This is a genomic window from Citrobacter sp. LUTT5, from assembly GCF_009905315.1.
In the GTDB taxonomy this organism is placed as follows: domain Bacteria; phylum Pseudomonadota; class Gammaproteobacteria; order Enterobacterales; family Enterobacteriaceae; genus Citrobacter; species Citrobacter freundii.
In genome coordinates this window covers 5,001,468-5,024,002 of the sequence record NZ_CP047606.1, presented here as the reverse complement: position 1 = coordinate 5,024,002, position 22,535 = coordinate 5,001,468, and the positions used below count along the sequence as shown (strand labels likewise).

The window sequence follows — 22,535 nt, the reverse complement described above, 5'->3', positions numbered from 1 at the left end:
TCACTCTTTAGGATCTTTGCCCGCCAGCAGCTTATCCAGCTCATCGCCGCCCACGTGACGGAAGTCTTGTCCCTTCACGAAATAGAAGATGTATTCGCAGATATTCTGGCAGCGGTCACCGATACGTTCGATGGAACGTGCGCAGAACAGCGCGGTCAGCACGCTTGGAATGGTACGTGGGTCTTCCATCATATAAGTCATCAGCTGACGCACGATGCCTTCATACTCCTGGTCGACTTTCTTATCTTCGCGATAAATACGTACCGCTTCGTCGAGATCCATACGCGCAAACGCATCCAACACGTCGTGCAGCATCTGCACGGTGTGACGACCCAGCGACTCCAGACTTACCAGCAGCGGCTGGTGTTGTTGCGAGAACTTCTCCAGCGCGGTGCGGCAAATTTTATCTGCCACGTCGCCAATACGTTCCAGCTCAGCGATGGTTTTGATAATCGCCATCACCAGACGCAGGTCGCTCGCTGTCGGTTGACGCTTGGCGATGATGCGTACGCAGGCTTCGTCGATCGCCACCTCCATCATGTTGACGTTCTTATCGCCTTCAATGACGCGCTTCGCCAGCTCGCTGTCCTGGTTGTGCATCGCCGTGATTGCATCAGAAAGCTGCTGCTCGACCATGCCGCCCATGGTCATCACCTGGGTACGGATGCTTTCCAGCTCTGCATTGAACTGGCCGGAAATATGTTTATTAAGGTTAAGGTTATCCACAACAAGCTCCTGAATCAGCCGTAACGACCGGTGATGTAATCTTCAGTTTGTTTCTTCGCGGGCTTGGTGAACAGATCGTCCGTGTTACTGAACTCAATCAACTCGCCCAGGTACATAAATGCCGTGTGATCGGAACAACGCGCAGCCTGCTGCATGTTGTGGGTAACGATAACGACGGTGTAATCCTCTTTCAGCTCAGTGATCAGCTCTTCGATACGCCCGGTAGAAATAGGGTCGAGCGCTGAACATGGCTCATCAAGCAGAAGCACTTCCGGGCGAATGGCGATGCCACGCGCAATACACAGTCGCTGCTGCTGACCACCCGAGAGAGAGTACCCGCTCTGGTGTAATTTATCTTTGGTTTCATTCCACAATGCGGCCTTGGTCAATGCCCACTGCACGCGTTCGTCCATATCCGCACGCGAGAGTTTCTCAAACAGACGTACGCCAAAAGCGATGTTGTCGTAGATGGACATCGGGAACGGCGTGGGCTTCTGGAATACCATGCCCACTTTGGCACGCAGCAGAGCGATATCCTGGGTATTGGTGAGAATATTGTCGCCATCCAGCAGAATTTCACCTTCCGCACGTTGCTCCGGGTACAGTTCAAACATTTTGTTGAACGTACGCAGCAGCGTCGATTTACCACAGCCAGAAGGCCCGATAAACGCCGTTACCTGGTTTTTAGCAATATCCAGGTTGATGTTCTTCAGGGCATGGAATTTGCCATAGTAGAAGTTCAAATCACGAACCTGAATTTTACCTGGGGCAGTATCAACCATACTCATTTCAATCTTTTCCTCATCCGGCGCCGCATCAGCCACGCCGTAAAAATTAACCGTGTTTCTTCTTCGCGAAAATGACGCGCGCCAGAATGTTCAGCAGCAGTACGCACAGAGTAATAATCAGTACCCCGGCCCAGGCCAGTTGCTGCCACTCAGCAAACGGGCTCATCGCAAACTTAAAGATAGTGACCGGCAGGTTGGCGATAGGCTGCATCATGTCAGTGCTCCAGAACTGGTTGGAGAGCGACGTAAACAGCAGCGGAGCCGTTTCACCTGCGATACGAGCAATTGCTAACAGAACACCTGTAATGATCCCCGAGACAGATGCCTTCAGGGTGATCGCAGAAATCATCTTCCATTTCGGCGTACCCAGTGCATAGGCGGCTTCACGCAGGCTATCTGGCACCAGCTTGAGCATGTTCTCTGTGGTACGAATAACAATGGGCACCTGCAGCAGCGCCAGCGCGATCACGCCCGCCCAGCCGGAGAAATGCTCCATTTTTGCTACCACGATGGTGTAAACGAACAGACCGACCACGATGGATGGCGCAGAAAGCAGAATGTCATTGATAAAGCGGATGACCTCAGCCAGCCAGGACTTACGCCCATACTCCGCCAGGTAGATACCCGCCATAATGCCGAGCGGGGTACCAAACACGGTCGCCCACAGAATCAACAGACCGCTACCGGCCAGGGCGTTCGCCAGACCACCCCCCGCCGTATTCGGCGGCGGCGTCATTTCGGTGAACAGCGCCAGCGACATACCGTCAATACCGCGGGTGATCGTGGACATCAGGATCCAAATGAGCCAGAACAGACCGAACGCCATGGTCGCCATAGAGAGCGTCAGCGCGATGCGGTTTTTCAGACGACGACGCGCCTGCATTTTACGGCGGGATTCCGCAAGCTGAGCGGTGTTTTGCATTTCAAGCGTAGCCATTAGCGTGCCCCCTCGTTCTTCGCAAGGCGCATGATCATGAACTTAGACGCAGCCAGCACGATGAAGGTGATCACAAACAGAATCAGACCCAGCTCCATCAACGCGGCAACGTGCAGCCCAGATTCCGCTTCGGCAAATTCATTCGCCAGCGCAGAGGTAATACTGTTGCCCGGCATGTACAGCGAGGCACTGTCGAGCTGGTAGGTGTTACCGATGATAAAGGTCACCGCCATGGTTTCACCCAGTGCGCGGCCCAGCCCCAACATCACGCCGCCGATCACGCCATTTTTGGTGAACGGCAGGACGATGCGCCAGATAACTTCCCAGGTGGTACAGCCGATGCCGTAGGCTGACTCTTTCATCAGTACCGGCGTTTGTTCGAACACATCACGCATAACCGCCGCAATGTACGGGATGATCATGATGGCGAGGATCACGCCAGCCGCCAGAATACCGATACCAAAAGCCGGGCCGGAGAACAGTGCGCCAACAAACGGAATGTTGGAAAGGATGTTTCCGACCGGCTCCTGGAAATAAGTCGCAAACAGCGGGGCAAAGATAAACAGCCCCCACATGCCGTACACGATACTCGGAATTGCCGCCAGCAGTTCAATAGCGATGCCCAGCGGGCGACGCAGCCAGCCAGGTGCAAGTTCAGTCAGGAACAGCGCAATGCCGAAACTCACCGGAACGGCAATCAGTAGTGCAATAAGTGAGGTAACCAGCGTACCGTAAATCGGTACTAAAGCACCGTAGATATCGTTCGGCGCATCCCAGTCTTTGGTCCACAGAAAGGAGAAACCAAATTTCTGAATGCTTGGCCAGGAGGAGATAACCAGAGAGACAATAATGCCACCCAACATCAATAGCACAATCAGCGCAGCCAGTCTTACCAGCGCGCTGAAGATCATGTCACCCTTTTTACCCGGTGGGTTAAAAGCAGGCTTGGTTGCAGCCATAAATCACTCTTTAAGTTAAACGCGTTTACGAAGTTGCCCATGCCGGATGGCGCTACGCTTATCCGGCCTACAAAGCGGGCCTACAGTCGAAACCGTAGGGCGGATAAGCGTAGCGCCATCCGCCAACTCGTTAAAGATATTCTATTAGTACAGCGCTTTACCGCTGCTGTCTTTCACGTTGGTCTTCCATGCAGCACGAACCTGCTCAACCACGCTGTCCGGCAGGCTGGCGTAATCCAGGTCGTTAGCCTGTTTGCCGCCATTTTTGTACGCCCAGTCGAAGAACTTCAGCACTTCTGCGCTCTGCTCTGGTTTCTTCGACTCTTTATGGACCAGGATGAAGGTGGTGGAGGTGATTGGCCACGCGTCGTCACCTTTCTGGTTAGTCAGATCCTGAGCGAAAGTTTTGCTCCAGTCAGCGCCTTTTGCGGCGTTAGCAAAGCTCTCTTCTGTCGGGCTTACCGGTTTGCCATCAGCAGAGACCAGCTTGGTGTACGCCAGGTTGTTCTGCTTAGCGTAAGCGTACTCAACGTAACCGATAGAACCCGGCAGACGCTGTACGAACGCAGCGATACCGTCGTTACCTTTACCGCCCAGACCGGTCGGCCAGTTCACAGTAGAGCCGGAGCCAATTTTAGATTTCCACTCTTCGTTTACTTTTGCCAGGTAGCTGGTGAAAACGAAGGAAGTACCGGAACCGTCAGCGCGACGCACAACGGCGATATTCTGTGAAGGCAGCTTCAGACCCGGGTTCAGTTTGGTGATGGCTTCATCATCCCACTTCTTAATTTTACCGAGGTAGATGTCACCCAGCGTTTTACCGTCCAGCACCAGCTCGCCGGATTTCAGGCCCGGGATATTCACAGCCAGCACTACGCCACCGATCACGGTCGGGAACTGGAACAGACCTTCTTGCGCCAGTTTTTCGTCAGACAGCGGTGCATCAGAAGCGCCGAAATCAACGGTATTGGCCGTAATTTGTTTTACACCACCGGAGGAGCCGATACCCTGGTAGTTTACTTTGCTACCGGTCTCTTTCTGATAGGTATCTGCCCATTTGGCATACACTGGCGCAGGGAAGGTTGCACCTGCACCTGTCAGGCTCGCTGCTGCAAACGCAGAGAACGCGCTCATGGATAAGGTCGCGGCGACAACAGTTGCGACAGTGGTACGCATAACTTTCATAATGTCTCCTGCACGGTTTTCGTAAATCGTTGTTTGAGTTGCTACTGTGAGCAAAATAGGACAAACAGGTGACAGTTAAATGTACGAAATATGACAGTTTTATGACAGCAACAACATAAAATATAACGCATTGAAAAATAACAAAAATAAATCAATTAGCTTTCATTTTTTTGTCATAAAATTTTTGATGCGTTGGGATTCGGATGGTAAATATGACAACGGCTGTCATAAACAGCCGTTGCCTGAGGAGGATTAGTTTTTAATTTCCATGATGATCGTAGCATTGGCGCTAAAGGTACCGGGCTTTGGCCTGGCACCGGTGGCGCTACCGGGTGCGGCAGAGAAATTGAACTCGCCATCTTCTTCACCCAAACGCGAACGTTTTCCCATATCTGTTTCCATGCGCCCGCCGTTCACATCAACTTCTTTATCGTATTCATCATAAATCTTGATTCCAACATCGTCGTTTGATGTCTGTAACATTGTGGGCGATGTCGCCGTCTGCGTCGCATGTAGCGAAACTTCAACATCTTGCCCAGCCGCCATTCCCGTACATTTAACCGATGCCTTTATCGGAATTTTACGGCTGGTAATCGCCGCACCCGGCGTCGATGAAAATTCGGAGGCGGGTATTTTTTCAAAATTGACTTCAATCACTTGCCCTCCATTAACTTCACACTCCTGTGGAGCGGTAATATCCCCCTGGATATAGACATCGGCTAACGGAGTGGGACTATCTGCACCAGTGGCGTTCGTTTTACCATACAAAGAAGCCATCAACATAGTTGGAATAATCATTTTGCCAATAAATGGTTCCTTGACATAAAAATAAACAATCGCATCTGATCCACTATCAAAATTCGCTATTTTTTTATTATTGGTACATGTATTTTTACCATCAGGATTGTTAGGTTGATTGGAAAAAGGAACATTAATATAACCTCTACCAAGAATAGCTATGGAGATCCCTACATCCAAATACTCATTAAGATTATAATATTGTATATTACTCCGAACCCCTGATTTATCTAACGAGGGATTTTCCACTGCAGTATAATAAACATAGTTGAAATTGTTGGTACAGTAGCAAAACCCATGATATTTATCATCATTATCAACATGCTGCTCAAATGTTTGCCCACTTTTATTTTGAGTTGCACTAATTGTTTTATTTGGGAATGTTAATATACTATGATGCGTCCCACCATCAGCCTCACAATAAAAATCGGCGGCTAATAGATTTTTGCAAAAAATAGCGGACGTTATAAATATAAAACAGATAACCAGTCTCAAATTAATATCCTTTTTATTTGCAGCCAACTTTAACCTGAATCAGTTCATTATTTTTCGGTTCAGGAAAATGGTAATGTGCAGAACAGGTGCCCAGATTACCCGTAATCGTAAAATGACCTTCTGCCGGCATTCCGGATAAATAAAGCTCACCATTATCACCCACAATCCCAGTTACCGTGCCGGACTCCAAATCCGCCGAGGCCATAGCGCCAAATGGCGCGGGTTTACCATCTGGCATCGCTACCGTAAACAGCACACGATAGCCGACATGGGTGACAAACGTCGCCTTCACCACTGCGCCGCGCGTCGGTACCAGGTTAACCACGGTATTTTCCAGTTCGACATTAGCGCGCGAGAAATAATTACTGTTGATCGCCACCCTGTTTTCATCATACGGATTCATTTGCGTTTTTACCGTATAGCCTCGCCAGTCGGTGGATACGCCGGTGGCGTTCTCCACAGAGAGGCCATCTGCCCCCGGCGCTTCAACCAGCGCCACCGTTTCTCCTAGCTCTTGCGAAAAAGTAATGCCGCCGCTGTGAACCAAAATACCGCCCCTAACTCCGTAGTTAAGGCGCTGTGAATCCTGACTATAGGCATAGCTGCCGTTGACAGATCCATAAGTACCGTCGTAATTCAGGCTGGCATTACTGCTATAGCTGTCTTCTGGATTGCTAACCCATGACTCCTGGACGTTATAGGCAAGGTTATGTCCTTCCAGTGCGGTACCGCCCAATCCAACCTGCATCGTGCTGTCATTATGGTTATTTTGCGTCAGCGAATAGTTGACGTAGCTGTTTTCCAGCCAACCAGAGAGCGGAACCGAAACCGACAGCATAAAAATATGCTCATGATCGTTCTCATCATCATAAGACTGACTGCTTCCATAACGATTGACAGAATCGGTGTAGTTCCAGGAAACGTTCCACGAAATACGCCGCCAGGTGTTGGCATAACCAAACTGAACCAATTTCTCGACGTCATCCGTTTTCCAGTACTGCTGTCGACTCAACGTCAGATAAATATTACCGTAGCCCCGGGCAAAAGATTGCGACCACGTCCCTTCAATACGGCTACGTCGGTTACCAGTCATCCAGAAATCTTCATCATTATTCTGCCGGGATGCCCATTCATTGAGCGTGTAGTACCCCTCAGTGGAATAACGGTATCCAACCAGACGGAAATTCGTATCGGTTTCATCGAACCGCTTAGAATAGAGAAAGCGATAAGATTGCCCGGTTTCATCGTCACCATCGTCAAAGTTGGCATGCGCGTGAGTCACATCCAATGACAGCGCGCCGAGCGAGCCCATATCCTTACCCATCCCCATCGCCGCAGATGCATAATCATCCGTGACCTGTGTACCGCCATACAGCGTCAGCCCCCACGGCAAACCATGGAGAACCTGAGCCTGTAGCACATTGGGCGTAAAGCCGCTCTCATCGCGTATTTCACCGACGCTAATGTCCACATCGGTTTGCCCTTCACGTTTCAGAATGGCAAGCGAGGCATACGGCTGGGTAAAGCGCTGCTCGCTGCCATCCTCCTCTTTGATGATCACATCCAGATCGCCGCCGCCGCTGGTGGTGTTAAGATCGGTGATCTCAAAAGCCCCTTGCGGTACAGCAGACTGATAAATAACGTAATTATTCTGCCGGATAATCACCGTCGCGTTGCTTTTAGCGATACCACGAACTATTGGCGCAAAGCCATTCTGGCTGGATGGCAACATATCGTCGTCGGTATACAACCGTGCCCCACGGATTTGCGTGCTGTCAAAAACATCACTCGCCGTCCAGGTATCACCCAGCATAATCTGGCTACGAAGCGCAGCAATATCTCGCTGAACGTAGCTACTGATAGAGTGATATTCAGTACTAGTTTCCGTCGAGTTTAGCGTACTGTAGTTACGCAACCGCCAGGCACCTATGTTCAGGCCATTACGTAAATTCAGGTAATAACTGTCCTCATCAGAGGAATCATAATTGGATTTTAGCGTGTGCGAACCAGAGAAATCATAGTTGATCATCAGCGCATTAATCCCCTGATCCCAACGGGACGGACTAATATAATCATACGCCGAACTATCCAGATAAATTTGTGGTATGGATATATTTAACGCCAATTTATTAGCATCGAAAAACCAGGAAGATCCCTCAATTAATGGAACAGGATTTATGCAAGCACTATCATCAATATTATTAAGTGCCTTAACCGCATCAACTTTTATGCCATAGGAAGACAAAACATCTTTTACGGTAATAAAGCAAGGATGAAGTTCACCCTCTGGTGAATCCTGAATAAATTTAATATCCTGCCGTTCAAAAAAACGACCGTTAATCACCACATCAACTTTATAATTACCAGGAGGAAGAGTATTGGAACGGTTAAACTGGCGGATATCAATATTGACAGGATGATCGATTTCCAGAAGGTTCGGGTTAAATAAAGTATCCTGTGCCCTGCTCTGAAAAGCAGCGCTCAGGAATACACCAGAAACCAATACGATACAGTAACGCGAATCAATCATCGTGACATCCTTATCGGGTAACTAAAGCGCCTGTTTGATAGGATCGCTGATCGCACCGTAATCGTTAATGAATTTCCATACCAACGAACGCCCAGCAGCCCCTTCAGGAATGTCCAGGGCTATCGTTTCAAACGGCTTAATCATATTTAAGGTGATATCTTTTCCGTCAACAATTACGCTCATCACATTGATATGAATAGGCGTTGGATTATTCACCATCAGTTTATTTCCCTGACGCTGCCAGGATACTTTGGCTACTGCCTTTTCCGGCGTAATGGTTATCGACGCGGGACGCCAGAAAAGCTTAATTCGTGTTTTAATAGCAATTTCAAGAGAGCTCCCCTCTTTTTTATTCGTTGACGGGGGAATATTTTTAACATTAAACCAAAAAACAGATTCACGATCGGTAGGAAGATTACCCTCTGTTTTAATAATACGTAATATTTTTTCTTGCCCAGCCTCGAGTCGCGACACAGGAGGAATCGTCGTAAAGGGCGGTTTGCTCTTATCATTTTTGTCAAATGGGTCGACCCACGACTGAATTAAATAAGGGAGTTTAGATTCTTTATTATAAATAGATATCGTTGCATCGGGTGCATTACCTGGAAAAATAACTCGTGTGCCTCCAACAACGATACCTGAAAAAGACACCGATGAATAAAATGAAAAGACCATAAACAGAACCATTTTAAAATAATGACCAGGCATACATGTATCCAGAAATAAAAAGACGCTCGCTATAACAAAGAAAAAGGAATAGCACAATAACGAGCGCCATTTAATTAGCAATGAATATTCAATTGAAACGAATGACTCTTTGTATTACTTCACATATTCAACGGTGAACTGGGAATCGGCGTTAGCGGTACCGGCAGTCACTGTCGCAGAAGTGGCAATATAACGAGCAACAAACTGCATAGACGCTTTAGTCGCAACAATCGGGGTTTCAGCTGATTTTGTATACAGCTTAACCTGAGAGTTATCAGCTTTGTTATAGATACGGATCGCAACACCTGTTGCGGTAATCGGTGCAGGTTCAGTTCCTGTATAATCACCCGGAGTCGTCGTATTCAGCGGATCGCCAATAGCCAGGTCGCCATTACCGTCGGCAGCTTCTGTGCCATCGAAGCGAACGCCCGCTTTGGTATATGTATCCGGGCATTTCTCCAGGTCAATATGGAAAGCCGTCGGCGCGGCGGTAGAACCTGCACCGGTGAATGCAGTACGGTTTACTTTACCTAAGTCGACACTCTGATCTTTGGTATCTGCGGTCACTTCACACGTACTGTCAATCACTTCACCACGAAAGTGGACGGTACCATCAGAAGCAAATACCTGGCTTGCCATAATCGTAGAAGAAAGCACCAACGCACCCGTAATTAAATTTAGTTTCATTTTATCCCTTTATATATTAAATTATCTTAACGTTTTATTTTCACAGATAAAAAATAAAACAAATATCCTTTACATCGGGATAGATAATACTCCTTAAAATATATAAACAGCAAATTACAAAATCTGTAAAACAGAAATAACCGGGTTTACAGATTTCATTAACTAATAATACAAGCATATACATTAATTATTAATATAACAATTACCTCACATTTTATATATCAGAATTTAAATTTTCAGAATTCACCCATAAAAAAGTGCAAAAAAAACACAATCAGCTCAATCTACAAGCTAACATCATTATTATTTATATGATTTAAATATAATTACAAACAGGTGATTAATCTATAATTAAAATACTATTTAGAATATTTGTAAATGCAAATAAAAAAGGTTGCTGTATTGCTACAGCAACCCTTAATAGCTTTGTACTAAGTATTACTCTACGGTAACTGACTTCGCCAGGTTACGCGGCTGATCGACGTCGGTGCCTTTAATCAGTGCCACATGATACGCCAGCAGCTGCAGCGGAACGGTGTAGAAGATCGGTGCAATCACCTCTTCCACATGCGGCATCTCAATGATGTGCATGTTTTCGCTGCTGGTAAAGCCAGCATCCTGGTCAGCAAAGACGTACAGCTGACCGCCACGGGCGCGAACTTCTTCAATGTTGGATTTCAGTTTTTCCAACAATTCGTTGTTCGGCGCAACCACGATAACTGGCATATCGGCATCAATCAGCGCCAGCGGACCGTGTTTCAGTTCACCTGCGGCATAAGCTTCAGCGTGAATATAAGAGATCTCTTTCAGCTTCAGCGCGCCTTCCAGCGCAATTGGATACTGATCGCCACGGCCAAGGAACAGCGCATGATGTTTGTCAGAGAAACCTTCTGCCAGAGCGGCAATGCGTTTGTCCTGAGACAACATCTGCTCAATACGACTCGGCAGCGCCTGCAGACCGTGAACGATCTCCTGCTCAATAGACGCATCAAGGCCTTTCAGACGGGACAGTTTCGCCACCAGCATCAGCAGAACGGTCAGCTGAGTGGTAAATGCCTTCGTGGAGGCCACACCGATTTCGGTACCGGCATTGGTCATCATCGCCAGGTCAGATTCACGCACCAGAGAGGAGCCAGGAACGTTACAGATAGCCAGCGATCCCAGATAGCCCAGCTCTTTAGATAAGCGCAGGCCCGCCAGGGTATCCGCCGTTTCACCAGACTGAGAAAGGGTAATCATCAGGCTGTTACGACGCACGGCGGATTTGCGATAGCGGAATTCGGAAGCGATTTCGACATCACAAGGAATACCCGCCAGCGATTCAAACCAGTAGCGGGACACCATACCGGAGTTGTAAGACGTACCGCAGGCGATAATCTGGATATGCTCAACCTGAGACAGCAGCTCGTTGGCACGCGACCCCAGCTCGCTTAAATCCACTTCACCGTGGCTAATGCGCCCGGTCAGCGTATTTTTAATCGCGTTCGGCTGTTCGTAGATCTCTTTCTGCATGTAGTGGCGATAAATACCTTTTTCGCCCGCGTCATACTGCAGATTCGATTCGATATCCTGACGTTTCACTTCTGCGCCAGACTTGTCGAAAATAGAGACAGAACGACGAGTCACTTCCGCGATGTCACCCTCTTCCAGGAAGATGAAGCGACGGGTTACCGGCAGCAGCGCCAGCTGATCGGAAGCGATGAAGTTTTCGCCCATACCCAGACCAATCACCAGCGGGCTACCAGAACGGGCCGCCAGCAGGGTTTCCGGATTACGGGTATCCATGATCACCGTGCCGTAGGCACCACGTAGTTGGGGAATAGTACGCAGCACGGCTTCACGCAGCGTACCACCCTGTTCCAGTTCCCAGTGCACCAGGTGAGCAATCACTTCGGTGTCGGTTTCAGAAACAAAGGTATAGCCACGCGTTTTCAACAGCTCACGCAGTGGTTCATGGTTTTCAATGATGCCGTTATGCACCACAACAATGTGTTCAGAAACATGAGGATGCGCGTTCGCTTCTGAAGGTTCACCGTGTGTCGCCCAACGGGTATGAGCGATACCTGTACCACCATGCAACGGATGTTCTTCCGCAGCAGCAGTCAGCATCTGCACTTTACCCAGACGACGCAGACGGGTCATGTTACCTTCAGCATCGACGACGGCCAGACCAGCAGAGTCATAACCACGATATTCCAGACGACGTAAACCTTCGAGAAGGATTTCAGCTACATCACGCTGCGCGATAGCGCCAACAATTCCACACATATTTTTTGATTCCGAATTTAGGCATTATGCCTGTCGTTGTCGCTGACCTGTATTTGCCCATTTCGGGCGCCCCGAGCCTTGTAGAGAGTGGGGTTATTTTTATGGTACTGCTTGTTGAGCGGAGGATTATGTTATCCCCTCATCTCTTGTGTGCCTGATGGCGCTTACGCTTGTAAGGCCTACAGAACGTCACCGCACGTAGGCCGCCATCCGGCAAAAATCACTTACTTCTTCTTCACCGGACGCTGCCAGCCCTGTTTATGGACCTGAGGTACACGGCTTAATACCAGTTCGTTATCGGCGACATTACGCGTTACGGTGGTTCCGGCGGCAATCGTCGCACCTTTACCCACGGTGACAGGCGCCACCAGCTGAGTATCAGACCCCACAAACACATCATCACCAATAATGGTTTTAAACTTATTGGCGCCATCGTAGTTGCAGGTAATCGTACCCGCGCCGATATTCACGTTATCGCCAATTTCCGCATCACCCAGGTAGGTCAAATGACCGGCTTTGGAGCCTTTACCCAGACGCGCTTTTTTCATTTCGACAAAGTTACCCACGTGCGCGCCTTCCTGCAGCTCAGCACCCGGGCGCAGACGTGCGAATGGACCAATGGTGCAAGCGGCTTCCAGATGCGCATCTTCCACCACACTGTATGGGCTAAGCTCGCAACCCTCACCAATCACGCTGTTTTTGATGATGCAACCGGCGCCAATCTTGACGCGATCCTCAACGGTTACGTTACCTTCAATGATAACGTTAGTATCAATTTCAACATCGCGCCCGTGAATAAGCGTACCGCGAAGATCAAAACGTGCCGGATCGCGCAGCATCACGCCTGCCAGCAGCAGTTTTTCTGCCTGCTCGGACTGATAAACACGTTCCAGACGGGATAGCTGAAGACGGTTATTCACCCCTTCAGTTTCGCTAATGCGTGCCGGATGTACTGCAGCAATTTCACGTCCTTCCTTATACGCCATCGCGATGATATCGGTGATGTAGTATTCACCCTGCACGTTGTTGTTGGTCAGTTTAGACAGCCAACGCTTCATGTCAGCGCCGTTGGCAATCAGGATACCAGTGTTTATTTCCTGGATTTGACGCTGCTCGTCGGTGGCATCTTTATGCTCAACGATACCCGTGACATTGCCGTTATCGCGGGTAATTCGGCCATAACCGGTTGGGTCATCAAGTTTTACCGTTAGCAAGCCAATGCCGCCCTGCGGTTTGGCTTCACGCAGGCGACGTAAGGTATCGGTAGAGATCAGCGGCACATCGCCATAGAGCATTAAAATGTCTTCATCATCACCAAAGAATGGCGCCGCCTGCTGCATTGCATGGCCGGTACCCAACTGTTCCGCCTGCAGAACCCAGTTAAGATTGCCATCTTTCAGCGTCTGCTTGAGCAAATCACCACCGTGCCCGTAGACCAGATGTACGTGAGTCGCACCTAATTCATTAGCAGCATCAATGACATGCTGAACCATCGGTTTTCCTGCGAGGGTATGCAGCACTTTAGGGAGATCGGAATACATACGCGTGCCTTTGCCTGCGGCAAGGATCACGACGCTCATAGCATTATTCAACATACACATCCTGACTGTAATTTGAGAACGAATTTATACCGTTTCACATTGAAAATACTACATTTTTTTCAGCGTGAAATGGACCGAAGATAAAACGTTCAACAGGGGTAATTCCCCATCTGATAACTCACTATTTTCGTCTAAATCAGTATCTTTTGTCTGCCAAAAACCTGGGGACTGCTCTTATTAAAGCCTTAGGTTAATGTTTTTGCTATTTTTTTACCGCATGAATAAAGAGTTACACATGCAAAGCCCGATTTTTTTTATGTGATTCAGTGAGAAACCGAACATGTGTACGCGAAATAAAAAGTTGAGGGAGAAGAGTAGGGGGAGGGGATTTATAACAACAAGTGGCGCTGACTGATAAACCATATCAAGCATCGCGCCACAGGACAGGCAGGTAAAGTCTAAAAGCTCATATTGCTGAACATGGCGATGATTTTATTGAGTAATTTCATGTTGGCATCTCTTTTATCTGATTTTATTATGTGACACACATCACATAAAAAGAGTCTACGCCGCATTTTTTAGCCAATCAATATTTTTATGATCTAAATCACAAAACAGCTTTCAATTTAAATGTTCTTGCAGCAAAAGCAAAAAAAAGCCAGCCTGGAAACCAGACTGGCCTTTATGCTTTTCAAGCCGGTGTTACATCGCTTTTTTGGTCAACTCGATAACGCGCAGTTTCGCGATCGCTTTGGCCAGTTCCGCAGATGCCTGAGCGTAATCCACGTCACCATGAGAGCTCTTGATGTGCTCTTCAGCCTTACGCTTCGCTTCCAGGGCTCTCGCTTCATCGAGATCCTGTCCGCGAATCGCGGTATCAGCCAGAACGGTCACGCTGCCAGGCTGCACTTCGAGAATGCCGCCGGACAGGTAGATAAACTCTTCATGACCGAACTGTTTAACGATGCGGATCATACCAGGCTTAATGGCGGTGAGCAGCGGTGCGTGACCCGGGAAAATACCCAGTTCACCTTCACTACCCGTTACCTGGATTTTCTCGACCAGACCAGAGAACATTTGTTGCTCTGCGCTGACGACGTCCAGGTGGTAAGTCATTGCCATATCACCCTCCGATTAAGGCGTTAAAGTTTTTTGGCTTTTTCCACGGCTTCGTCGATAGAACCAACCATGTAGAACGCCTGCTCTGGCAGGTGGTCGTATTCGCCTTCCATGATGCCTTTAAAGCCACGGATGGTGTCTTTCAGGGAAACGTATTTGCCCGGAGAACCGGTGAATACTTCCGCAACGAAGAACGGCTGGGACAGGAAGCGCTGAATCTTACGTGCGCGAGCTACCACCAGTTTATCTTCTTCAGACAGTTCATCCATACCCAGGATGGCGATGATGTCTTTCAGTTCCTGATAACGCTGCAGCAGGGACTGTACGCCACGCGCGGTGTCGTAGTGTTCCTGACCAACAACCAGCGGATCCAGCTGACGGCTGGTGGAGTCCAGCGGGTCAACTGCCGGGTAGATACCCAGAGATGCGATCTGACGGCTCAGTACCACGGTTGCATCCAAGTGAGCAAAGGTGGTTGCTGGGGATGGGTCAGTCAAGTCATCCGCTGGTACGTATACCGCCTGAACGGAGGTGATAGAACCGGTTTTGGTGGAGGTGATACGTTCCTGCAGAACACCCATCTCTTCCGCCAGGGTCGGCTGGTAGCCTACCGCTGATGGCATACGACCCAGCAGTGCAGATACTTCTGTACCGGCCAGGGTGTAACGATAGATGTTATCAACGAACAGCAGAACGTCACGACCTTCGTCACGGAACTTCTCAGCCATGGTCAGACCGGTCAGCGCAACACGCAGACGGTTTCCCGGCGGCTCGTTCATCTGGCCATATACCAGGGATACTTTGTCCAGAACGTTGGAGTCGGTCATTTCGTGATAGAAGTCGTTACCCTCACGAGTACGTTCACCTACGCCCGCAAACACGGAGTAACCGGAGTGTTCGATCGCGATGTTACGGATCAGCTCCATCATGTTTACGGTTTTACCTACACCCGCACCACCGAACAGACCAACTTTACCGCCCTTAGCGAACGGACACATCAGGTCGATAACTTTGATACCGGTTTCCAGCAGTTCCTGAGAGCTTGACAGCTCTTCGTAGGAAGGTGCTGCACGGTGGATAGCCCAACGCTCTTCTTCACCGATATCACCTTTCATGTCGATCGGGTGACCCAGAACGTTCATGATACGACCCAGCGTTGCTTTACCTACCGGGACTTCGATCGGGTGCTCGAGGTCTTTAACTTCCAGACCACGACGCAGACCGTCAGAAGAACCCATGGCGATGGTACGTACGATACCGCCGCCGAGCTGCTGCTGAACTTCCAGCACCAGACTCTCTTTACCATTCATAACCTCAAGAGCATCGTACACGCGCGGTACGGCATCCTGAGGGAATTCGACGTCAACCACGGCGCCGATTACCTGGACAATTTTTCCAGTAGCCATCTTGAATCCTCTACGAATTAACCTGGTTATACCGCGGATGCACCACCGACGATTTCGGTGAGTTCCTGAGTAATGCTGGCCTGACGAGCTTTGTTGTATACCAACTGCAGCTCTTTAATCAGGCTGCCGCCATTGTCGGTCGCGGCTTTCATCGCCACCATACGTGCGGCCTGCTCGCTGGCCAGGTTTTCTACCACGCCCTGATAAACCTGAGACTCGACATAACGACGCAGCAGGGTATCCAGCAGCGCTTTCGGGTCTGGCTCATACAGGTAATCCCAGGATTTACGCTTCAATTCATCATCATCTGATGCCGGCAGAGGCAGCAGTTGGGTGATGGTTGGCGTCTGAGACATGGTGTTAATAAATTTGTTGCTGACAACGTACAGTCTGTCCAGGCGACCTTCATCGTAGGCCTGCAGCATCACTTTAACCGGACCGATCAGTTCGGACAGGGAAGGGTTATCCCCCATACCGGTTACCTGAGCAATCACATTACCGCCAACGGAGTTAAAGAAAGACACGCCCTTAGAGCCGATCATTGCGATATCGCACTGAACGCCTTTATCGGACCATGTTTTCATATCCGCCAGCAGCTTTTTGAACAGGTTAATGTTCAAGCCACCGCACAGACCACGGTCGGTCGACACCACCAGGTAGCCCACGCGTTTAACGTCGCGTTCTTCCAGGTAAGGGTGCTTATATTCCAGATTACCATTCGCAAGGTGACCAATCACTTTGCGCATGGTCTCTGCATAAGGACGGCTGGCCGCCATGCGATCCTGCGATTTACGCATTTTGGAAGCGGCGACCATCTCCATCGCTTTAGTGATCTTCTGCGTGTTCTGGACGCTTGCGATCTTACTACGTATCTCTTTTGCGCCGGCCATGAGCTTCTCCTCAATGCCTTGCGGTCCACCCTAAAGCAGACCGCCAGACGTTACCAGGACTGGGTTGCCTTGAAGGAATCGAGGATAGCTTTCAGCTTGCCTTCGATTTCATCGTTATAGCCACCGGACTGGTTGATCTCTTGCATCAGCGGAGCGTGGTCACGGTCAACGTAAGCCAGCAGAGCGGCTTCGAAGCTACCGATTTTCGCCAGTTCCACATCTTCGAGGTAACCGCGTTCAGCCGCGAACAGCACCACACCCTGCTGTGCAACAGACATTGGCGCATACTGTTTCTGCTTCAGCAGTTCAGTTACTTTCTGACCGTGGCTCAGCTGCTTACGAGTAGCTTCATCCAGGTCGGAAGCGAACTGAGAAAACGCTGCCAGTTCACGATACTGCGCCAGCGCGGTACGAATACCACCGGACAGTTTCTTGATGATCTTGGTCTGCGCTGCACCACCAACACGAGATACGGAGATACCCGGGTTAACTGCCGGACGAATACCGGAGTTAAACAGGTTGGTTTCCAGGAAGATCTGACCATCGGTAATAGAAATTACGTTGGTCGGAACGAACGCAGAAACGTCACCCGCCTGGGTTTCGATAATCGGCAGAGCGGTCAGGGAGCCGGTTTTACCTTTAACTTCACCATTGGTGAACTTCTCAACGTATTCCGCGTTTACGCGGGATGCGCGTTCCAGCAGACGGGAGTGGAGGTAAAATACGTCGCCCGGGAATGCTTCACGTCCTGGTGGACGACGCAGCAGCAGGGAAACCTGACGGTAAGCAACAGCCTGTTTAGACAGGTCATCGTAAACGATCAGTGCATCTTCACCGCGGTCACGGAAGTATTCGCCCATTGCGCAACCGGCATATGGTGCCAGGTATTGCAGTGCAGCAGATTCAGACGCGGTCGCCACAACAACGATGGTGTTGGACAGTGCGCCGTGTTCTTCCAGTTTACGAACCACGTTAGAAATGGTGGACGCTTTCTGGCCGATAGCCACGTACACACATTTGATGCCGGAATCACGCTGGTTGATGATGGCATCGATTGCCATCGCGGTTTTACCTGTCTGACGGTCACCGATGATCAGCTCACGCTGGCCACGACCGATTGGGATCATGGCATCAACAGATTTATAACCGGTCTGTACTGGCTGGTCGACGGACTGACGTTCGATTACGCCCGGTGCGATAACTTCGATTGGCGAGAAGCCATCGTTATCAACCGGACCTTTACCGTCAATCGGGGAACCCAGAGTGTTCACCACACGACCCAGCAGGCCACGGCCAACCGGAACTTCCAGAATACGACCCGTACACTTAACCTTCATGCCTTCGGCGAGGTCAGCGTATGGACCCATCACAACTGCACCTACGGAGTCGCGCTCCAGGTTCAGTGCGATAGCGTAACGGTTACCCGGCAGGGAAATCATCTCACCCTGCATACAATCGGCCAGGCCGTGAATGCGGATAACACCGTCACTTACAGAAACAATAGTACCTTCGTTGTGAGCTTCGCTCACAACATTGAACTGAGCAATGCGCTGCTTGATCAGTTCGCTGATTTCGGTGGAATTCAGTTGCATGCTCCAGTCCCCTTAAGACTGCAAGACGTCTGCAAGGCGTTCAAGACGGCCGCGTACGCTGCCATCAATGACCATATCACCCGCTCGGATGATTACGCCTGCCATTACAGACTTATCGATTTTGCAATTCAGCTTAACTTTGCGTGACAGACGTTTTTCCATCGCTGCGCTAATCTTCTTAAGCTGTTCATCACTCAGTGCATTGGCAGAAGTAACTTCTACCTCAGAGATAGCCTCACTGGCTGCACGCAGGTGAATAAACTGCTCAAGAACATCCGGGAGCGCATTCAGACGGTTATTTTCAGCCATTACCCGAATCAGGTTTTGGCCACTTTCGTCCAGTTGCTCACCGCATACGGCGATAAACGACTCAGCGAGCGTTTCCGGCGCCAGCGCGCCAGAGAGAAGCTCTGCCATTTGTTCGTTTTTTGTCACCTCAGCGGCAAACATCAGCATATCCTGCCAACGGTCAACGCTTTGGTGCTCAACGGCAAAGTCAAAAGCTGCTTTGGCGTAGGGGCGAGCTACCGTAACAAATTCAGACATCAGCCCCTCCCTCCTTACAGTTCAGCGACAAGTTTGTCCACGATGTCGCTATTAGCAGCTTCATCCACGGAACGTTCGATGATCTTCTCGGCGCCAGCAACAGCCAGGATAGCAACTTGCTTACGCAGCTCTTCGCGAGCACGTTTACGCTCGGCTTCAATTTCCGCCTGCGCCTGTGCCACGATTTTAGTACGTTCCTGCTCTGCTTCAGTTTTAGCTTCGTCCAGGATCTGAGCACGGCGTTTGTTCGCCTGCTCGATGATTACCTGAGCTTCCGCCTTCGCTTTTTTCAGCTGGTCGGTCGCGCTGGCCTTTGCAAGGTCAAGATCCTTATGTGCTCGTTCTGCAGAAGCAAGGCCGTCAGCAATTTCTTTTTGACGTTTTTCGATGGCAGCCATTAAAGGCGGCCATACGTACTTCATGCAGAACAGAACGAACAGGACAAACGCGATGGCCTGGCCGAGGATTGTTGCGTTAAGATTCACAGCACAATGCCTCTATCTAGTTAACGTTCTGATATTGCTCTTAATTCAAGCAACGCTTACTACGCGACAGCAAACATCACGTACAGACCCAGACCTACAGCGATCATTGGGATTGCATCCACCAGACCCATAACGATAAAGAACTGAGTACGCAGCAGAGGAATCAGATCCGGTTGACGCGCTGCGCCTTCCAGGAATTTACCCCCGAGGATGCCGATACCGATCGCAGCACCGATTGCCGCCAGACCCATCATCACAGCGGCAGCAATGTACAGCAGATCCATATTCAGGTTTTCCATGACAGTCTCCAGTTTGTTTCAGTTAAAACGTAGTAGTGTTGGTAAATTAATGCTCTTCAGATGCCATCGACAGATAGACAATCGTCAGAACCATAAATATGAAGGCTTGCAGCGTGATAATCAGTATGTGGAAAATGGCCCACGGCACATTCAGGATCCACTGTGACCACCACGGCAACAGACCAGCAATCAGAATGAAAATCAGCTCACCAGCGTACATGTTACCGAACAGTCGCAGACCAAGTGAGATTGGTTTGGACAGCAGGCTTACCCCTTCAAGGATTAAGTTGACAGGGATGAACGCCCAGTGATTGAACGGCTGCAGCGTCAACTCTTTCGCGAAGCCACCGATGCCTTTCATTTTGATGCTGTAGAACAGAATGAGGATAAATACGCCCAGCGCCATCGACAGGGTGATGTTCACGTCAGCAGACGGAACCACACGCAGAGCCGGTAGGCCAAAGATATGCTCACCGATGTACGGCAGCAGGTCGATAGGCAGCAAATCCATCAAGTTCATCAGGAATACCCAGACGAAAATCGTCAGGGCCAGCGGAGCAATCAGCTTGCTTTTGCCATGGTACATGTCTTTCACGCTACCATGCACAAAGCCGATTACCAGCTCAATCGCAGTCTGAAATTTACCTGGTACGCCGCTGGTCGCCTTTTTGGCTACGCTACGGAACATAAGCAGGAACAACAGACCCAGAACCACCGAGAAGAAAATGGAGTCAATATTGAGCGTCCAGAAGGTGGCTGGGGGGTTGTGCGGATCCACCAGCGAGAATGTACGTAGGTCCAACTGAAGGTTATTCAGATGGTGTCCTATGTAATCCTGCGGCGTCATATTTTCTGAAGCCATGATGCCTTTACCCTTTGTTGTTAATTACAGCCGGCGCCAGTATCTGAACCACCAGCACCAAAACCCACGTAACGATCAGCGGCATGAATACCGCTTTCAAAACAGCCAACGCCACCACCAACAACACCAGCATAGCTAATACCTTGAAGGCTTCGCCGAAAGCGAACGTCCAGGCTACTCGGCCTTTAGCTGGTGTATGTGCCTGGTGACGCCAGGCAAATATCATAAACAACACATTAGGCAGTAACACTGCCAATCCACCGCACAATGCGGAGATGCCCCAGAAAGGGTCTTTGAGGCTAAATAGCAGTCCACTTGCTATTACCGCCAGAAACTGTGTGAGCAAAAGCTTACGAGCAACGTTTCGACTCAAGAGCGACATAGACATCACGTTTTTACTCCTGCTCCCTTCGAGGTATGCCGCGTGTCGTATAAAACGTTCTTTATGGCTTAGAGTCAAGCATCAAAAAGCGGTCAAATTATACGGTGCGCCTTCTCGATTTCAAACAATAAGTAGCTAAAAAGTGAATAAATGTTTAAATATTTTTCGCTACGCCACATTTATCACTTTTATGCAAACTGTGAACGATCATGCAAAACTGCAAAAGCCGCGTAAACACTGGCTGCAAAGCGTGCACCAGATCACATATTAAGCATATTCGCCCCGGCACTATTTATTTACTTGGCAAATGATGCCATTTCAACTTTTTGATATTTAAGCCTAAAATTCGTTACTGTTTTAAAAATAGCGAATAACAACAAAAAAACCACCCATTGACATTTATAATAAAAAATTAACACGGGCGGTGATTCTTTGATTCTATTTTTAGCAGGCTGATATTTTCACAGCTGACTTGTTTCACTTTTAACAAAAAACGGTACGTTATAGTTATGATGCAAAACCGTAAGGCATTAGTGAAATGTAACGACATTTAACCACACTATTCCTTATGACTTTTAACACCCGAAGAACCGTTTTTTTTCTATTTTTTTTGATAAAAATTAAATTTTGTTTGGCTTAATAACCACCAGATGACGTTCACCATCCAGTTGCGGAACGCGTAATTTTTCGACCGACTCGACGCTGAATTCTGCAGGCAACGAGGCAATTTCATCTTCAGGCAACTGCCCTTTTAGCGCATAAAAACGCCCTTCCTGACCAGGCAAATGATGGCACCAGCTCACCATATCATTGAGTGACGCGAAAGCACGGCTAATCACCCCATCAAACGGCGGCTCCGAAGGGAATTCTTCAACGCGACTTTGCACTGGAGTGATGTTAGTAAGCGCAAGCTCATGCTGCACCTGGCGCAAGAAACGAACGCGTTTTCCCAGGCTATCCAGCAGTGTGAAATGCGCTTCAGGACGTACGATGGAGAGAGGGATTCCCGGTAGGCCCGGACCAGTGCCGACATCGATAAAACGCTCGCCCTTCAGGTACGGCGCGACGACAATGCTGTCCAAAATATGGCGCACCAGCATTTCGTTGGGATCACGCACCGACGTCAGGTTGTACGCTTTGTTCCATTTATGCAGCATATCGACATACGCAATCAGCTGATTTTTCTGGTGATCGGTAAGAGAAATACCGGCATCAGCCAGCAGACGAGAGAGTTTGTTGAGCACGGTCGTTACCTGTAAATAATCTATTGCCCGACGCGCTGTCGCTTATCGGGCCGACAAATTTGTAGGGCGGGCAAACGAAGCGCTCCCG

Annotated in this window: 21 protein-coding genes; all 21 read right to left on the bottom strand. The window is 49.3% G+C overall.

Translation table 11 applies throughout. The features are described from left to right. Window positions 1-726, bottom strand: coding sequence for a phosphate signaling complex protein PhoU (gene phoU, locus GUC46_RS23860; protein ID WP_003023824.1), 726 nt, complete (start codon window positions 724-726; stop codon window positions 1-3). Window positions 727-740: 14 nt separating this feature from the next. Further along, window positions 741-1,514, bottom strand: a complete 774-nt coding sequence (pstB, locus tag GUC46_RS23855; RefSeq protein WP_003023821.1) for a phosphate ABC transporter ATP-binding protein PstB — start codon at window positions 1,512-1,514, stop codon at window positions 741-743. A 46-nt stretch (window positions 1,515-1,560) separates the two neighbouring features. Next, on the bottom strand, window positions 1,561-2,451 hold the full coding sequence (gene pstA / locus GUC46_RS23850) for a phosphate ABC transporter permease PstA (protein WP_003023819.1): 891 nt from the start codon (window positions 2,449-2,451) through the stop codon (window positions 1,561-1,563). Next, on the bottom strand, window positions 2,451-3,410 hold the full coding sequence (gene pstC, locus GUC46_RS23845; RefSeq protein ID WP_003023817.1) for a phosphate ABC transporter permease PstC: 960 nt from the start codon (window positions 3,408-3,410) through the stop codon (window positions 2,451-2,453). Before pstC ends, pstA begins: the two co-directional genes overlap by 1 nt. Window positions 3,411-3,554: 144 nt before the next feature. Further along, window positions 3,555-4,595 carry a phosphate ABC transporter substrate-binding protein PstS gene (pstS, locus tag GUC46_RS23840; protein WP_003023814.1) on the bottom strand — a complete coding sequence of 347 codons (1,041 nt, stop codon included), beginning with the start codon at window positions 4,593-4,595 and terminating at the stop codon, window positions 3,555-3,557. Window positions 4,596-4,847: 252 nt separating this feature from the next. Further along, window positions 4,848-5,915, bottom strand: coding sequence for a fimbrial protein (locus tag GUC46_RS23835; RefSeq protein ID WP_138828053.1), 1,068 nt, complete (start codon window positions 5,913-5,915; stop codon window positions 4,848-4,850). After that, complete coding sequence (locus GUC46_RS23830; protein ID WP_130715322.1) at window positions 5,902-8,418, bottom strand: fimbria/pilus outer membrane usher protein; 2,517 nt, start codon at window positions 8,416-8,418, stop codon at window positions 5,902-5,904. Before GUC46_RS23830 ends, GUC46_RS23835 begins: the two co-directional genes overlap by 14 nt. A 21-nt stretch (window positions 8,419-8,439) precedes the next feature. Then, window positions 8,440-9,105 carry a fimbrial chaperone gene (locus GUC46_RS23825; protein ID WP_371729206.1) on the bottom strand — a complete coding sequence of 222 codons (666 nt, stop codon included), beginning with the start codon at window positions 9,103-9,105 and terminating at the stop codon, window positions 8,440-8,442. 135 nt (window positions 9,106-9,240) lie between these two features. Then, complete coding sequence (locus tag GUC46_RS23820) at window positions 9,241-9,813, bottom strand: chaperone-usher fimbrial major subunit (protein WP_044714273.1); 573 nt, start codon at window positions 9,811-9,813, stop codon at window positions 9,241-9,243. Between the two features lie 438 nt (window positions 9,814-10,251). Beyond that, window positions 10,252-12,081 carry a glutamine--fructose-6-phosphate transaminase (isomerizing) gene (gene glmS, locus GUC46_RS23815; protein WP_003023813.1) on the bottom strand — a complete coding sequence of 610 codons (1,830 nt, stop codon included), beginning with the start codon at window positions 12,079-12,081 and terminating at the stop codon, window positions 10,252-10,254. Between the two features lie 224 nt (window positions 12,082-12,305). Then, on the bottom strand, window positions 12,306-13,676 hold the full coding sequence (glmU, locus tag GUC46_RS23810; RefSeq protein ID WP_130715324.1) for a bifunctional UDP-N-acetylglucosamine diphosphorylase/glucosamine-1-phosphate N-acetyltransferase GlmU: 1,371 nt from the start codon (window positions 13,674-13,676) through the stop codon (window positions 12,306-12,308). 648 nt (window positions 13,677-14,324) lie between these two features. After that, a complete protein-coding gene (locus GUC46_RS23805) occupies window positions 14,325-14,744 on the bottom strand; it encodes a F0F1 ATP synthase subunit epsilon (RefSeq protein WP_003023809.1) in 420 nt (139 codons plus the stop codon). Between the two features lie 20 nt (window positions 14,745-14,764). Beyond that, window positions 14,765-16,147 (bottom strand): F0F1 ATP synthase subunit beta, encoded by a 1,383-nt coding sequence (atpD, locus tag GUC46_RS23800; protein WP_003023806.1) that lies wholly within the window; start codon window positions 16,145-16,147, stop codon window positions 14,765-14,767. Window positions 16,148-16,173: 26 nt separating this feature from the next. Further along, entirely contained in the window at window positions 16,174-17,037 is an 864-nt protein-coding gene (gene atpG, locus GUC46_RS23795; protein WP_003023804.1) for a F0F1 ATP synthase subunit gamma, read from the bottom strand. A gap of 50 nt (window positions 17,038-17,087) precedes the next feature. After that, window positions 17,088-18,629 (bottom strand): F0F1 ATP synthase subunit alpha, encoded by a 1,542-nt coding sequence (atpA, locus tag GUC46_RS23790; protein ID WP_003023802.1) that lies wholly within the window; start codon window positions 18,627-18,629, stop codon window positions 17,088-17,090. Window positions 18,630-18,641: 12 nt separating this feature from the next. Further along, window positions 18,642-19,175, bottom strand: a complete 534-nt coding sequence (gene atpH, locus GUC46_RS23785) for a F0F1 ATP synthase subunit delta (protein ID WP_003023799.1) — start codon at window positions 19,173-19,175, stop codon at window positions 18,642-18,644. A 14-nt stretch (window positions 19,176-19,189) separates the two neighbouring features. Continuing rightward, entirely contained in the window at window positions 19,190-19,660 is a 471-nt protein-coding gene (atpF, locus tag GUC46_RS23780; protein WP_003023796.1) for a F0F1 ATP synthase subunit B, read from the bottom strand. 59 nt (window positions 19,661-19,719) lie between these two features. Further along, window positions 19,720-19,959 (bottom strand): F0F1 ATP synthase subunit C, encoded by a 240-nt coding sequence (gene atpE, locus GUC46_RS23775; protein WP_003023794.1) that lies wholly within the window; start codon window positions 19,957-19,959, stop codon window positions 19,720-19,722. Between the two features lie 46 nt (window positions 19,960-20,005). Further along, complete coding sequence (atpB, locus tag GUC46_RS23770) at window positions 20,006-20,821, bottom strand: F0F1 ATP synthase subunit A (RefSeq protein WP_003023792.1); 816 nt, start codon at window positions 20,819-20,821, stop codon at window positions 20,006-20,008. A gap of 7 nt (window positions 20,822-20,828) precedes the next feature. Further along, complete coding sequence (gene atpI, locus GUC46_RS23765) at window positions 20,829-21,209, bottom strand: F0F1 ATP synthase subunit I (protein ID WP_003023790.1); 381 nt, start codon at window positions 21,207-21,209, stop codon at window positions 20,829-20,831. Window positions 21,210-21,823: 614 nt separating this feature from the next. Further along, window positions 21,824-22,447 carry a 16S rRNA (guanine(527)-N(7))-methyltransferase RsmG gene (gene rsmG / locus GUC46_RS23760; RefSeq protein WP_003023788.1) on the bottom strand — a complete coding sequence of 208 codons (624 nt, stop codon included), beginning with the start codon at window positions 22,445-22,447 and terminating at the stop codon, window positions 21,824-21,826. Between the last annotated feature and the right edge of the window lie 88 nt (window positions 22,448-22,535).

Bases quoted from the DNA above. Each gene is read 5' to 3' on its own strand.
- pstB (WP_003023821.1), bottom strand. From the start codon at position 1,514: ATGAGTATGGTTGATACTGCCCCAGGTAAAATTCAGGTTCGTGATTTG.
- pstA (WP_003023819.1), bottom strand. From the start codon at position 2,451: ATGGCTACGCTTGAAATGCAAAACACCGCTCAGCTTGCGGAATCCCGC.
- pstC (WP_003023817.1), bottom strand. From the start codon at position 3,410: ATGGCTGCAACCAAGCCTGCTTTTAACCCACCGGGTAAAAAGGGTGAC.
- pstS (WP_003023814.1), bottom strand. From the start codon at position 4,595: ATGAAAGTTATGCGTACCACTGTCGCAACTGTTGTCGCCGCGACCTTA.
- GUC46_RS23830 (WP_130715322.1), bottom strand. From the start codon at position 8,418: ATGATTGATTCGCGTTACTGTATCGTATTGGTTTCTGGTGTATTCCTG.
- GUC46_RS23825 (WP_371729206.1), bottom strand. From the start codon at position 9,105: ATGGTTCTGTTTATGGTCTTTTCATTTTATTCATCGGTGTCTTTTTCA.
- GUC46_RS23820 (WP_044714273.1), bottom strand. From the start codon at position 9,813: ATGAAACTAAATTTAATTACGGGTGCGTTGGTGCTTTCTTCTACGATT.
- glmS (WP_003023813.1), bottom strand. From the start codon at position 12,081: ATGTGTGGAATTGTTGGCGCTATCGCGCAGCGTGATGTAGCTGAAATC.
- glmU (WP_130715324.1), bottom strand. From the start codon at position 13,676: ATGTTGAATAATGCTATGAGCGTCGTGATCCTTGCCGCAGGCAAAGGC.
- GUC46_RS23805 (WP_003023809.1), bottom strand. From the start codon at position 14,744: ATGGCAATGACTTACCACCTGGACGTCGTCAGCGCAGAGCAACAAATG.
- atpD (WP_003023806.1), bottom strand. From the start codon at position 16,147: ATGGCTACTGGAAAAATTGTCCAGGTAATCGGCGCCGTGGTTGACGTC.
- atpG (WP_003023804.1), bottom strand. From the start codon at position 17,037: ATGGCCGGCGCAAAAGAGATACGTAGTAAGATCGCAAGCGTCCAGAAC.
- atpA (WP_003023802.1), bottom strand. From the start codon at position 18,629: ATGCAACTGAATTCCACCGAAATCAGCGAACTGATCAAGCAGCGCATT.
- atpH (WP_003023799.1), bottom strand. From the start codon at position 19,175: ATGTCTGAATTTGTTACGGTAGCTCGCCCCTACGCCAAAGCAGCTTTT.
- atpE (WP_003023794.1), bottom strand. From the start codon at position 19,959: ATGGAAAACCTGAATATGGATCTGCTGTACATTGCTGCCGCTGTGATG.
- atpB (WP_003023792.1), bottom strand. From the start codon at position 20,821: ATGGCTTCAGAAAATATGACGCCGCAGGATTACATAGGACACCATCTG.
- atpI (WP_003023790.1), bottom strand. From the start codon at position 21,209: ATGTCTATGTCGCTCTTGAGTCGAAACGTTGCTCGTAAGCTTTTGCTC.